Source organism: Paenibacillus sp. FSL M7-0802 (assembly GCF_038004945.1).
Classification (GTDB): Bacteria; Bacillota; Bacilli; order Paenibacillales; family Paenibacillaceae; genus Paenibacillus; species Paenibacillus polymyxa_B.
Map to the genome: position 1 here is coordinate 5,117,435 of NZ_JBBOSD010000001.1, position 13,288 is coordinate 5,130,722.

Genomic DNA, 13,288 nt, shown 5'->3' on the forward strand with positions numbered 1-13,288 from the left:
ATGCCATGAATTGGCTCGGATCCTTACAACAGCTCGGTCGTGCTGTCATGCTCCCGACGATGGTGCTACCAGCCGCTGCAATATTGCTAAGTCTCGGCAGCCTTCCTTGGTCCACATGGGGATTCCCTATGGTGTCTGATATGGCAAATGCGGCGGGACATGGGATTTTTTATTTTTTGCCATATTTATTTGCGGTTGGTGTTGCACTGGGGATGTCGAATCAGGCAGGTCAGGCGGGACTGGCAGCATTAGCTGGTATGGCTATATATGATCAGGTCACATTGAGATTTGGAAACGGACTCATTCAACCGGCGACGCTCATTGGTATCATTTTGGGGGTCATTTCAGGGGTGGCTTATAATCGCTTCAAAAGCATCAAATTGCCCGAGGTGCTTCAGTTTTTTGGGGGTACCCGATTTGTTCTGCTGCTTATTGGCCTCTTCTCGGCTGTGTTTGCAGGACTCATGCTAATTATTGCCCCACTCATACAGAGAGGGCTGCAATTTATAGTAGGTCTGGAATCGAGCTTGGGCGGCTTTGGACTGTTTATCTACGGTATTCTATATCGGTTGCTGGCGGCCTTTGGTCTGCACCATCTGCTTAATAATATTTTTTGGTTTCAACTGGGTACATATAAAACGCCGTCTGGCAACGTTGTGCAGGGAGATTTACCCCGGTTTTTTGCTGGCGATCCGACAGCGGGCTATTTCATGTCCGGGTTGTTCCCCATTATGATGTTTGCGATCCCTGCCATTGCGCTGGCGATCATTCAGGAAGCACGTGAAGATTTGAAGCCAAAGGTGCAAAAAACATTTTTGACGGCTGCGCTTGTCTGCTTTTTTACCGGAGTGTCGGAACAGATCGAGTTCGCCTTTTTGTTTGCAGCACCTTATTTGTTCCTCGTTCATGCGGTTATGTCTGGGCTGGCCATGTGGCTTACCTTTGAGCTGGATATTCATCACGGATTTTCCTATTCGGCGGGTTTTATAGATTATGTCCTTAATTTTCATCTCTCACGTAACGCCTGGTTGTTAATTCCAGTGGGAGTGGCGTATGGGCTTGTGTATTATGTACTGTTTCGATGGGCTATCCGGCGGTTCCGTATTCCAACTCCTGGGCGCGAGGAAGGTTCGGTTCTGGAGGATTGGGCCGGCAATATTCCTTATAGTGCTCCGCTTATTTTGGAAGCACTTGGCGGGAAGGAAAATATTGTGCAGGTGGAGGCCTGCATCACACGTTTGCGGCTGACCGTCCACAATGACAGACTGATCGATACCGGAGCGATGAAGGCTTTGGGATCGGCCGGGCTTATCAATCTGGGTGGAGGTAATTTGCAGGTTGTATTCGGAACGTATTCAGAACTGATTCGTGAGGAAATCGCGAAGCTGATGGAGCGTGATCTCCCTCAAATTTTGTTCAACGCTCCTGTACATGGAAAAATGCTCCCGATTCATGAAGTGCCTGACAAAATTTTTGCGACGAAGCTGGTCGGGGACGGTGTTGCTTTTGTTCCTGAACGTGGTGAACTTGTGTCTCCAGTGTATGGTACTGTGATGCACTTGTATCCGACTATGCACGCTTTAGGCATCTCCACACGAGAGGGACTTGAGGTTCTGCTCCACATAGGGATTGATACTTCACAGCTAAAAGGAAATTTTACTGCTATGGTAGAAGCAGGCGATACGGTGGAACCGGGGCAATTGCTGATCAAATTTGATTTGCAGGCGCTGCGCGAGCAAGCTCCATCGCTGGTGACTCCTATGGTCATCACGAATCCGGATCGCGTCAAGTCGTGGAGCTTTGCTCCGTTTAAAACAGTGAAAAAAGGTCAGGCCTCGGTAATGTCCGTTGTGCTGCATGACAGGAATGTTGGAGGGGTAGAAACATGATAGAAGGCATCGGCGCCGCAGCAGGTGTGGCAATCGGGAAGGCATTTGTCCTGCCGAGCTGGGAGTGGGATTTACCTGATCAAAAAATGGATGCGGTAGATCTTGCAAAGGAATTTGAACGGTTGTATGAAGGGATACGCACATCCAAAAGTGAGATCCAGTTTATTAAGGATGAGTTTCGAGAGATGGTGGGGCCGGAGGAATCCAGCATTTTTGATGCTCATCTTGCGATATTGGAAGATCCAGAATTCATGAATGAAATTCGCGGAATTATTGAGCGTCAGTATAAGGCGGCCGAGGTGGCCGTGAAGGAAGCCATTGATCATTTTGTAACAATGTTTGATTTACTGGATGATGAATATATGAAGGAGCGGGCAATTGATATCAAAGATGTGGGAAACCGGCTGCTCAAGCATTTGCTGGGTGCACCGGAAGTGACTCTTCCCAAGGATACACAGCCCTATATTCTGGTAGCCAAGGAGCTCTCACCCTCCCAATCGGCACACTTGAATCCTAGCTATGTTTTAGGGATTGTAACTATGAATGGTGGTAAAACATCACATTCTGCGATCATGGCCCGCGCACTTGGTATTCCACTCGTTTCAGGACTGGAGAGCAATCTGAATTTGCCCGTTCAAACGGGAGATATGATGGTTGTGGACGGAGACCTGGGCAAAGTTTATGTGAATCCGGAAAAAACGGTAACTGATCATTATAAAATTTTGCGTGACGAGCAGCGACGCAGAAAAGAGCAGCTTCAGGTACTTGCTTCTGTAGATGCCGTGACCAAGGATGGAACCACCCTGAGGCTGGCGGCCAATATTAGTTCGATTAAAGAGCTGGAGGCAGCTTTGAAGCATGGCGCTCAAGGTGTGGGACTGTTCCGCACGGAGTTTTTATACATGGATCGCAAATCTGCTCCAGATGAAGAGGAGCAGTATGAAGTATATCGGCTGATAGCGGAAAAGGCAGGAAACCACTCTGTAGTCATCCGTACATTGGATATCGGTGGAGATAAGCCGTTGGACTATCTTCAACTACCAGAGGAAGAAAATCCTTTTCTAGGTTACCGTGCTATACGGATCAGTCTGGATTGGAAGGAATTGTTTAAAACCCAGTTGACTGCAATTTTAAGAGCCAGTGCAACGGGAAATATCAAGGTAATGTATCCGATGATCTCATCCGTGGAGGAGGTCCGCCAGGCAGATGCTCTTTTGAAGGAGGCTATGGCGGATTTGGATGCAAGAGGGCTTGCCTATAATCCACACATTCAGCGAGGAATTATGATTGAGGTACCGGCTGCAGCGATGATCGCTGATCTATTGGCAGCTGAAACAGATTTTTTTAGTATCGGAACGAATGATCTGGTTCAGTATGTGCTGGCTGTAGACCGTATGAATGAGCAGATTGCACATATGTACCATCCATACCATCCAGCTGTACTTCGAATGCTGCGCATGACTGCACAAGCGGCACATCAAGCAGGAATTGATGTGAGTGTATGTGGTGAGATGGCTGGAGATGAACGTTCCGTTCCTCTTTGGCTGGAACTGGGGATACATCAACTCAGCATGTCTCCCCAATCTTTGTTGCGGGTCAAGCATCGTGTGCTGAATACGACTGCATCTGAGGCAACGACAGTCGCTCAGGTTTGCTTTGGCATGTCCACTGGTGCAGCGATCGAAGACAAGCTGACTGCAGCTAATGTCAGCTGCACTCCGGCCGGGCCTGGACGGCAGTAATATATAATGTCCGCAAAGCTTTGCACAGCCAACACCCCGTACTGTTGAGCTTGTCGTAGCAAACCTTAATGGCGTAGCACGGCTTGGACGAAAAAGAACCTTCAAAACCACTTATTCATGGTTTTGAAGGTTCTTTTTTTCATCTTGTTGACAGCCTCTTGAGATTACGGAAAATTAACTTAATCTCTTATTTCCGGGTGTTATCTGCTAACAAATCGCAGAACGCTTTTCCGTAAGGTGGAAGATCAGGCGGCCGACGAGCAGATACAATATGTCCGTCCGTCACAACTGCCTCATCCTTCCAAATAGCTCCTGCATTCTCCATATCATCACGAATACCTGGTGTGGAGGTTACCGTAACACCATCCAAAATTTTAGCAGAAATCAGTACCCAGCCTGCATGGCAGATTTGTCCAATCGGCTTATGAGCAGCATGAAACTCCTGTACGAGTTGAATTACCTTGGGATAGCGGCGCAGTTTATCAGGTGCCCAACCGCCAGGGACGAGAATCCCGTCATAATCACTGCTATTCAGTTCCTCAAAGGCATATTCCGCTTCAGCAGGTACGCCATATTTTCCAATATATTTTTTACCTTTTTCAGCACCGGCTAAATGCACTTCTGCGCCTTCTTCACGAACACGGTAAATCGGATACCACAGCTCCAGATCCTCGAATTCCTCATCCACCAGGGCGATAACCTTTTTTCCGGCAAGTCTTGACATCCAACCATCCTTTCGTGCGTCACATGATGACACCTCTGTTTTGTAATCTGTACTTTTACATCTTAAGAAAAAGAACGCTCGAAGTCCATTCCTTCGCAGATTCTTATGTTAGTAGTCTGCTCTTTGACAGCAATTGTCGTCATTTTCTGACCCGCCAAAGCTTTGGTAATTTGTTCATAGCTGCAATCTGTGGAAGGATTTGAGGTCCCAAAGTCGAAATAAAACAAGGTATGATAGATTTAATGGAGTTAACAAATATTTATTAGACTAGTAGATAGATATATTTGGATTCTGATGAGATCCTCGTATAGTTTGATCCTACGTAATGAGGTGGTTAAATGCAGAAGCAATGTCAATGTGGCAAACCGATGGGACTGGAACTGCGAAAGGTAATCTATGCGGGCAAGGTTGAAATTTTGCACGTCCCTGTATTCTCATGCTCGTCATGCTTTTCCAGTGAGGTTTTGCAGCATGTGACGAAGGACATTAAGGCACTATTACAAAGTCTAGGGAGCAAACCTACGGCACGGAGAATATCTTTTGCTCGCAACAATGAACTGGCAGAAATAATTCGCAAGCTTGTATTGGAGGAAGCGGACAATCCCAATGTGGATTGGCAATCTGCTTTGGAGGAGCGCATGGAGCTTCGAATTAATCTCTTACTGGATCTTTATCGCTATGCGAGAAGTCTGGGAGACGAAGATTGGATGAATGATGTAGAGAAAAAATTGGTTCAATTATCCGGTTTTACCAGTGAATCGGTATTTACGAATACAAAAAACTAAAAAATATGAAAATTTTCATGGTCACCATTGGATTTTACATGTTCTTTTTGTTACGATGTGAATAGGCCATACGACAAGACACAGAAAGGAATGTATATCCAATGGCGACGATGACAAAAATGACTACTGTTCAACAATTAAATACGGCTCTGGAAGCGTCATCAGACAAGCCGTTGCTTCTCTTTAAACATAGCACACGTTGTCCGATAAGTGCAGGCGCATATCAGGAAGTGGAGTCCTATTTGCATGGCGCTCCCAACGAAAATATTGAATACGGTATCATTTATGTAGTAGAAGATCGGCCGGTGTCCAATGAAACCGCGGACAGGCTTCAGGTGAAGCATGAATCCCCGCAGGCCATTTTAATCAAGGGCGGAGAGGCTGTTTGGCATACATCCCATTCGAATATTACAGCCCGTGCACTCCACGATCATCTCACATAGATAGAATGTGTGCTGTCGTTGCATAAAGTAGTATTTTGTCGTATCATGGTTCTAATTAGTTGATCTAGGATTCGGTTGAAAATTTATTGGCAATGGAGAGAAGGAATGTGACGGTAACGATCTATGATGTAGCTCGCGAAGCTGGTGTCTCAATGGCCACAGTGTCCCGCGTAGTTAACAATAATCCTAATGTGAAACCTCAGACCCGCAAGAAGGTGTACGAAGCGATTGAACAATTGGGATATCGCCCAAATGCGGTCGCTAGAGGTCTGGCCAGCAAGAAGACAACGACCGTCGGCGTGGTTATACCGGATATATCGAACTCAATTTTTGCAGAAATTGCGCGCGGTATTGAGGATATAGCGAATATGTATCACTATAATATTATTTTGTGTAATGCCGACAAGCGAAAAGAAAAAGAGATTCGTGTCATCAACACATTGCTTGAAAAGCAAGTGGATGGTCTTCTGTTCATGGGTGGTACAGTAACGGACGAGCATATTCAGGCGTTCCATACAGCTGCGGTCCCTATTGTTCTATGTGCAACGAGTGATGAAAAAGGAAGCTATCCTTCGGTCGATATCGACCATGAAGCCGCTGCTTTTGATGCAGTAAACACGTTGATCCGCCATGGACACCGTCAAATCGCAATGATCAGTGGTACGCTTCAAGACCCTGCAAACGGCTATGCACGTTTCCAAGGTTACAAGAGAGCACTGGAAACAGCCGGAATTGATTATCAGGAGGATCTCGTGCGAATCGGGAACTACCGTTATGAATCCGGTGTCGAAGCAATGAAATATTTTCTCGGCCTGAAGAAGAAGCCAAGTGCGATTTTTGCTGCTACGGATGAAATGGCAATTGGTGCGATCCACAGTATTCAGGATGAGGGTTTGAAAGTTCCTGATGATTTTTCGGTAATCAGTGTTGACAATATTCGTATGGCCTCTATGGTTCGTCCTCAGCTGACAACCGTCGCGCAACCGATGTACGATTTGGGTGCGGTAGCGATGCGTTTGCTGACCAAGCTGATGAAAAAGGAAAACGTGGAGAATCCTCGCGTTATTTTGCCGCATGAAACTATTTTGCGGTTGTCAGTTAATTATTTAGACTAGACGCAGTGCTGAATAGGATATACCTTCGATGAAAGCTCCTTTGATGGAGCTTTTTTCGCGGATATAAAGCTTCTTATGGACATCATCATCAAACCAAGAATAGAGGGATGCGTAATGAGCCGACTTTATGGATTAATGGGTGCTATGGATGAAGAAATTGAATTGCTGCTGGCAGCGATGACGGAAGCGAGCAAGACGGTCAAGGCTGGAATCACGTACACCACAGGAATCATTCACGGGCAAAGAGTCGTTGTCTGCAAATCCGGTGTAGGCAAGGTTAATGCTGCGGTAACAACACAAATCCTGATTGATCATTTTGGTGTAGAACAGATTATATTTACGGGAGTGGCAGGGGCAGTTCATCCCGATTTAAACATTGGGGATATTGTCATCTCATCAACATGTATGCAGCATGATATGGATGTAACGCCTTTGGGCTATGCCAGAGGGGTCATTCCTTATCAGGACACCTCAGAGTTTGTGGCAGATCCCGAGCTTGCAAGTCTAGCTGAGCAAGCCTGCAAATCGTTTGGCGATCGGTATATTGTCGGCAAGGTACTTTCTGGCGATCAATTTGTTGCAAATCGTGAGTTAGTGACTGCATTGCATCAGGAAATGGACGGTGCTTGTACCGAAATGGAGGGTGCAGCTGTGGCTCAGACAGCTCATATGAACGCTGTGCCTTATGTTGTCCTACGATCTATGTCAGATAAGGCTGATGGATCGGCTCACGTTAATTATGCTGAATTTACGGTAGAAGCTTCACATCGTTCGCATCGTATTGTGGAGTTCATGCTCAAGCATTTGGGATAAGGGTATAATTTTTTAATACATGAATCTTCGGACAAACCGGATATGGTCAAACTGCTCCTGTGATGCGAGGGGCACATCCTTTCCCATTCGTACCATCAGACAGTTAGCAGGATGTGAGCATATTTCAGGATCATCCGTGGCGTACCAGACCATATCTACAGTTTTCATCAGACGTTCCATCATGCGGCGGTATTCCCATACGGAGAGACCGCTGCCTTTTAAATCCCAATGCCAATAGTATTCGGTGGTAAAAATAATATAGGATTCAAGTTGTCTGTCCTCAAAGGCAATCCGAATCATTCGGCTACCCAGGCCCAGACCACGATAGTCATCGGCTACCTCAACAGCTCCAAGTTCCAGTAAATCCTTCATGCCAGCTTCCGACCAGCGCTCCATCTCATCTGGGTAATGAAAAGTAACATATCCCAGAAGGGTTTCCCCGTTGTGGGCAATGATAATTCTGCCTTCTGGCAGTTCTGAAATATCCACCAACGCGTCGAACTGTTCCTTTGGTTTGCGAAAGGCATCTAATTGCTTGTGCATTTGAAATGAACGCAGTTGATCCGCGGATACGGGGCCTTCTACATAGATTGTTTGTCCGTTATGATCCAGCGTGTCCAAGTGGTACAGTTTTAAATGCTGCATGTGTACGCCCTCCTTGTTCGCCATGAGCTCGTTCCTCATATCCCCTACTTATAGCAAAAAAACAATTAAATGAAAAGGATGGTCGTCACATCCTGACCTATGATATACTGTTTTAGACATAAAATGTTCACAATTAAGTGCTTAAATCAACCAGTACACCAAAGGACTTCATCTGCTTTATTGATTTTGTAAGCGTTATCTTGTTCTGTGTGATTCTCATTAATCCATTGTGAGGAGGCTTAACGCATGAAGATTGAAGAACTCCAGACTGTAGTTCCCACATCCAACATGGGCCCGTATGAACAAGCTTACAACAACTTTCAGTGGGAGGATGCAGAGCGTCATTTTACGTGGTATGAAACAGGCAAGGTCAATATGGCACATGAAGCCATTGATCGACATGTACAGGAAGGACGAGGTGAGAAAGCGGCACTATTGTATTGTGACGCAAACCGTCACGAAACCTACACCTTCTCTCAGCTTCGTGCTAGTTCTAACAGGTTCGGAAATGTGCTGCGGAAATACGGTATTGGTAAAGGGGAGCGGGTGTTTATTTTCATGCCACGTTCACCCGAGCTGGTTATTAGTTTACTTGGTGTTCTAAAGGTTGGAGCTGTTGTCGGTCCATTATTTGAGGCGTTTATGGAAACTGCGGTTAAGGATCGATTGGAGGATAGTGGGGCGGTGGCATTAGTGACCACACCTGCGCTTCTGTCACGGGTAAAACGTGAGGAGCTTCCTGAGCTGCGACATATTTTTGTGGTTGGTGATATGGATGCACGCGAGCAGGGAATTATCGATTTCGAGACAGAAATGCTTATGTCCTCAGAGGAACTTGAGCCAGAATGGTTGAATCGTGAAGATGGATTAATTATTCACTATACATCAGGCTCAACAGGCAAGCCCAAAGGCGTGTATCATGTGCAAAATGCGATGATTCAGCATTACTATACTGGCAAAATGGTGCTGGATTTGCGGGAAGATGATGTGTATTGGTGTACTGCTGATCCTGGCTGGGTCACGGGAACATCATACGGTATTTTTGCTCCATGGCTAAATGGAGCGACGAATGTCATTCGTGGGGGGCGTTTCAGCCCGGAAGACTGGTACCGCACGATTGAGCGTCACGAAGTGACCATATGGTATAGTGCTCCTACAGCGTTTCGGATGCTGATGAGCGCAGGGGAGCAGGTTGTTTCCAAATATGATCTTAGCAGTCTGCGGCATGTATTATCCGTTGGGGAACCGTTGAATCCAGAAGTGGTGCGATGGGGATGGCAAGTGTATACACAGCGCATTCATGATACTTGGTGGATGACGGAAACAGGAGCACAGTTGATCTGTAATTACCCTGAGCTGCCAATTAAGCCGGGTTCGATGGGAAAGCCACTCCCAGGTATTCAGGCTGCTATTTTGGACGACAGAGGGCAGGTGTTGCCTCCTGACCGGATGGGCCACTTGGCGATCCGTACACCATGGCCATCCATGATGAATCGTATATGGAACAATCCGAACAAGTTTCAGGAATATTTCCGCTTTCCCGGTTGGTATGTATCGGGTGATTCAGCTTACATGGATGAGGACGGATATTTCTGGTTTCAGGGTAGGATTGATGATGTCATTAACTCCTCCGGGGAGCGAATTGGCCCTTTTGAGGTGGAGAGCAAGCTTCTGGAGCATCCTGCAGTAGCGGAAGCCGGAGTCATTGGAAAACCAGATACCGTGCGGGGAGAGATTATCAAGGCTTTTGTTGCACTGCGTGAAGGCTATGCACCGTCTGAAGCTTTACAGCAGGACATCTATCGCTTCGTTAAGGAAGGGCTGTCTGCTCATGCTGCTCCACGCGAAATTGAGTTTAAGGAAAAGCTACCCAAAACCCGTTCCGGTAAAATTATGAGACGCGTGTTGAAAGCCTGGGAGCTTAACCTTCCTATAGGTGACTTATCTACCATAGAGGATTGAAGTGCTGTGCATATTAGAATTATAAAAGGGAGTCTCCAAAGCCTTAATGGCTAAGGGGACTCCCTTTTTGTTAGGGTGAATCTCATATTCACCCAACCTATCACTTTCTGCTTTTGTCTTCAGTTATGGACGGACGGCTCCGGAAGGAGCCGATTCCCCTATGGTATTCATGGAAGTGACACGAAACCAGCCTTTTGGCTTTTTCCCCGACTTATATTCAAAGCTGGGAGATGCGGTAGAGCCTATGTTTGTAAAAGGCTCCGCACCGCTTTCGCTGTAATACACGTTATAGCCTGTAATAGCGTCCGCAGACTTACCTGCGCTCCATTGGAGCGCTACGGATGAGCCAGCGGCTTTAGCTTGAGGCTGTCCAGGGGCAGTAGGAACCTCTGTAGGCTGTGCACCTGTTCCATCTCCCTCGCCCGGAACGTCTGGAGACTCAGAATCTGCAGGTGGCACCACAGGTGCTGCGCTTGCTTTCGTGCTTGGCCCAGACTCATGGCCGCCTACATCAACGGCGGTCACGTAGTAGCTGGAGCTGCTGCCCCCGGGGCTGTCAGAGAACACCTTGGAGCCGTCAGCCATAACAACCTTGCCAAGCCGTTGGAAGCTGCCCCCATCTGTAGAACGATACAGACGGTATCCTACGACGTCGCTGTTTCCGCTTGGGCTAAAGCTGATTATGGCTTTGCCGTCACTATAGCTTACGTTGATGCTAGATGGAGCGTTAGGGGCTGCTCCATCGTCCTTGCGTGGATCAATCTGAGTAGGAGCTTCCTTATCTGCATCCTGAGGCAGATAGTAGGACAACGAATTATGTCGTCTCATCACCTTAAAGGCTTGCTGAAGCTCTTTAATCAATTCTGAGATGGGCTTTTCCCGTTTCCTAACGGTCCGTTCATATAACATATCATCCGGTGTACCATCGCGTGGAATATAATTCACACCTTGGTAGGTAATATATTTCGCACGGCTCACACCATTTTCACTGTTTTTAGGTGGATACTTACTGTTATAAATGTCCGAACCATACGCGGATGCTGTACGGCTTACAATGCCGTCAGGTCTCTTGAAGCTGTCCGTTTGGAACAGCTGGGCATCTTTAGCTGTTACTTCATTCATGATTAGAGCCCATAAGCGACGAGCCCGCTCTTTTTGGACTTTCGTTTCAAGCTTATTGACAGGTTGCTTGTAACCAACCCATACACCCAGCGTGACGTCAGGCGTAAAGCCCTCGAACCAAACATCAGTGTAGGATTGCGTAGTGCCTGTCTTGCCGGCAATCGGAATCTTGCCGGATTGATCAAAGTTCCGCTTCACCAGTCTGCCTGTGCCTTCCGACACGGCTGTACGCAACATATCCGTCATCAGGTAGGCGGTTTGCGGTGAGAAGGCCTGCACAGGATTAGCCTGATGCTTATATACAATATTGCCTTGCGAATCCACAATCTTTTCGATCATATAGGCGTCATTAAACACACCGCCATTTGGAATGGCTCCATATGCATTCGTGAGTTCCTCGACAGTCACCCCATGGGCCAAGCCGCCAAGTACACCCGTTTGAGCGTTGTTATCACTGGATTCCAAGGTGGTGATACCCAGTTTTTTAGCAAAAGCCCAAGCGTTGCTAATCCCTACTTTTTCGTTAAACAGCTTGAGTGCTATCGTATTTAGCGATTGATTCAGTGCATAACGCGCCGTAACCAATCCTTGATAGCGGTTGTTAGCATTTTTCGGAATGTGATATCCATTACTGCCATCTTTCAAAATAATAGGGGCATCATCCACGATACTACCAGGCTGCACAAGACCGCTGTCCAATGCAGGGAGATAGGCAGCAATCGGTTTCATTGCCGAACCTGGCTGACGTACCATCTGCGTGGCATAATTCATCTGCTCCTTTTGGAAGTCCCGACCTTCCATCATTCCAAGAATGGCGCCTGTTTTATGCTGAATCAGAATAGCCGCTGCTTGTTCGTCACCCTTGGTTTTACTAGTGGCAGAGAAGTTGTTTTTATTTTCTGCAATTTGACGCATAGATTTGTAGACGCTCTTATCAATGGTGGTGTACACCATATAACCGCCTGTGCGAAGCTGCTGTTCAGCTTCTTTGAGTAAATCGTTATCGTCCTTGGTCTTGGCATCTGCACTGGCATTAGCTGCTTGACCCGGATTGGTGACAGACATGAGTGCCTGCGCAGCCTGTCGTTCTGTTTCCATCATAAGGTATGGATAGGTGTTATAAGCTTTAACAGTGCGTGGTGCGAGAGATTTTTTGATATCAAAAGCCATCGCTTCATCATACTGTGCTTTATTGATTTTGTTCTCCTCCAGCATTCGACTGAGCACCAGGTGCTGGCGGTTGATGGCTCTTTTAAAGCCAGCTTCATTAAACTCGCCCTTACCGTTGTAAGCAGAATAAGAAGAAGGAAGCTGTGGCAAACCTGCCAGATAGGCGGCCTGGGCTACATTAATCTCGTTCAGATCATTCTCATTAAAAATACCTTTGGCCGCTGCTTTAATGCCAAAGACGTTGTAACCGCTTGAACCGTTACCAAAAGGTACTTTATTGAGATAGGCCGTAATAATTTGCTGCTTGCTCAGGAAGCGCTCAAGGCGCAGAGACAGCAAAATTTCTTTGACCTTGCGGTCATCCGTGCGATCGAGATTTAGAAAGACACGACGCGCAAGCTGCTGGGTGAGGGTACTACCCCCGGTTTGTACGGATTCATGCAGCGCCTTTTGCTTCACAGCACGCAGCGTTCCCGACAAATCGACACCTTTATGCTCATAAAAATGATTATCTTCAATGGCAATGACTGCGTCAATGACGAGTTGTGGAATCTCCTTAAACGTGACAGGTCTTCGATCTTCTTCTGTCCGAAGTTGTCCGATGGGAGAGCCATCATTGAAATAAGCGAAGCCTGTAATTGCATTCTTATCTACTTCCTGTAGGATCATGGATCTGGAACGCACGGGTTCGCTTTTTACAATAGAAGCGACATAGCCAGCGGCGGCCCCCCCTGCAAATAGTGCCCCCATAAAACCGATGATGATGACCCACTTTATGACACGGCCGAGCCTTCGCATGGTTGTCCTCAAGCGGGAAGGCTTTGGCGCTGATACATTGTTTTTTTCTTCAACCATTAAGTCTTCCTCCTTTATAACAG

General features: G+C 46.9%; 10 protein-coding genes. 7 read left to right on the top strand and 3 right to left on the bottom strand.

All coding sequences use genetic code 11. The annotated features are described in order from the left end of the window. The first annotated feature begins 5 nt into the window (after window positions 1–5). Both MHB54_RS23315 and ptsP read left to right on the top strand, forming a co-directional pair. Window positions 6–1,889 (top strand): glucose PTS transporter subunit IIA, encoded by a 1,884-nt coding sequence (locus MHB54_RS23315; RefSeq protein ID WP_264453600.1) that lies wholly within the window; start codon window positions 6–8, stop codon window positions 1,887–1,889. Then, entirely contained in the window at window positions 1,886–3,631 is a 1,746-nt protein-coding gene (ptsP, locus tag MHB54_RS23320; RefSeq protein ID WP_264453602.1) for a phosphoenolpyruvate--protein phosphotransferase, read from the top strand. The genes MHB54_RS23315 and ptsP overlap by 4 nt, the downstream gene beginning before the upstream one ends. Before the next feature lie 187 nt (window positions 3,632–3,818). On the opposite strand, the gene MHB54_RS23325 is transcribed toward ptsP, so the two are convergent. Beyond that, window positions 3,819–4,355, bottom strand: coding sequence for a type 1 glutamine amidotransferase domain-containing protein (locus MHB54_RS23325; RefSeq protein WP_023989335.1), 537 nt, complete (start codon window positions 4,353–4,355; stop codon window positions 3,819–3,821). 338 nt (window positions 4,356–4,693) lie between these two features. Here MHB54_RS23325 and MHB54_RS23330 point away from each other — a divergent pair, with 338 nt between their 5' ends. The 4 genes from MHB54_RS23330 to MHB54_RS23345 all read left to right on the top strand — a co-directional run bounded on the left by MHB54_RS23330 (window position 4,694) and on the right by MHB54_RS23345 (window position 7,511). Then, a complete protein-coding gene (locus tag MHB54_RS23330; protein WP_023989334.1) occupies window positions 4,694–5,140 on the top strand; it encodes a hypothetical protein in 447 nt (148 codons plus the stop codon). A 101-nt stretch (window positions 5,141–5,241) separates the two neighbouring features. Next, complete coding sequence (gene ytxJ, locus MHB54_RS23335; RefSeq protein WP_013310927.1) at window positions 5,242–5,583, top strand: bacillithiol system redox-active protein YtxJ; 342 nt, start codon at window positions 5,242–5,244, stop codon at window positions 5,581–5,583. A 107-nt stretch (window positions 5,584–5,690) separates the two neighbouring features. Continuing rightward, window positions 5,691–6,698, top strand: a complete 1,008-nt coding sequence (gene ccpA / locus MHB54_RS23340; RefSeq protein WP_023989333.1) for a catabolite control protein A — start codon at window positions 5,691–5,693, stop codon at window positions 6,696–6,698. A 114-nt stretch (window positions 6,699–6,812) separates the two neighbouring features. Next, window positions 6,813–7,511: a 5'-methylthioadenosine/adenosylhomocysteine nucleosidase gene (locus tag MHB54_RS23345; protein ID WP_068941485.1), complete on the top strand. Its 699-nt coding sequence runs from the start codon at window positions 6,813–6,815 to the stop codon at window positions 7,509–7,511. Between the two features lie 12 nt (window positions 7,512–7,523). On the opposite strand, the gene MHB54_RS23350 is transcribed toward MHB54_RS23345, so the two are convergent. Further along, window positions 7,524–8,156, bottom strand: coding sequence for a GNAT family N-acetyltransferase (locus MHB54_RS23350; RefSeq protein WP_023989332.1), 633 nt, complete (start codon window positions 8,154–8,156; stop codon window positions 7,524–7,526). Between the two features lie 246 nt (window positions 8,157–8,402). On the opposite strand from MHB54_RS23350, the gene acsA reads away from it, so the two are divergent. Next, window positions 8,403–10,118 carry an acetate--CoA ligase gene (gene acsA / locus MHB54_RS23355; protein WP_023989331.1) on the top strand — a complete coding sequence of 572 codons (1,716 nt, stop codon included), beginning with the start codon at window positions 8,403–8,405 and terminating at the stop codon, window positions 10,116–10,118. Window positions 10,119–10,241: 123 nt separating this feature from the next. On the opposite strand, the gene MHB54_RS23360 is transcribed toward acsA, so the two are convergent. Then, window positions 10,242–13,265, bottom strand: a complete 3,024-nt coding sequence (locus MHB54_RS23360) for a penicillin-binding protein 1A (RefSeq protein WP_023989330.1) — start codon at window positions 13,263–13,265, stop codon at window positions 10,242–10,244. Window positions 13,266–13,288: the final 23 nt, after the last annotated feature.

Excerpts from the sequence above, each read along its gene's own strand:
- MHB54_RS23360 (WP_023989330.1), bottom strand. The coding sequence starts at position 13,265 with ATGGTTGAAGAAAAAAACAATGTATCAGCGCCAAAGCCTTCCCGCTTG.
- MHB54_RS23330 (WP_023989334.1), top strand. The coding sequence starts at position 4,694 with ATGCAGAAGCAATGTCAATGTGGCAAACCGATGGGACTGGAACTGCGA.
- MHB54_RS23315 (WP_264453600.1), top strand. The coding sequence starts at position 6 with ATGAATTGGCTCGGATCCTTACAACAGCTCGGTCGTGCTGTCATGCTC.
- MHB54_RS23325 (WP_023989335.1), bottom strand. The coding sequence starts at position 4,355 with ATGTCAAGACTTGCCGGAAAAAAGGTTATCGCCCTGGTGGATGAGGAA.
- ptsP (WP_264453602.1), top strand. The coding sequence starts at position 1,886 with ATGATAGAAGGCATCGGCGCCGCAGCAGGTGTGGCAATCGGGAAGGCA.
- ytxJ (WP_013310927.1), top strand. The coding sequence starts at position 5,242 with ATGGCGACGATGACAAAAATGACTACTGTTCAACAATTAAATACGGCT.
- acsA (WP_023989331.1), top strand. The coding sequence starts at position 8,403 with ATGAAGATTGAAGAACTCCAGACTGTAGTTCCCACATCCAACATGGGC.
- MHB54_RS23345 (WP_068941485.1), top strand. The coding sequence starts at position 6,813 with ATGAGCCGACTTTATGGATTAATGGGTGCTATGGATGAAGAAATTGAA.
- MHB54_RS23350 (WP_023989332.1), bottom strand. The coding sequence starts at position 8,156 with ATGCAGCATTTAAAACTGTACCACTTGGACACGCTGGATCATAACGGA.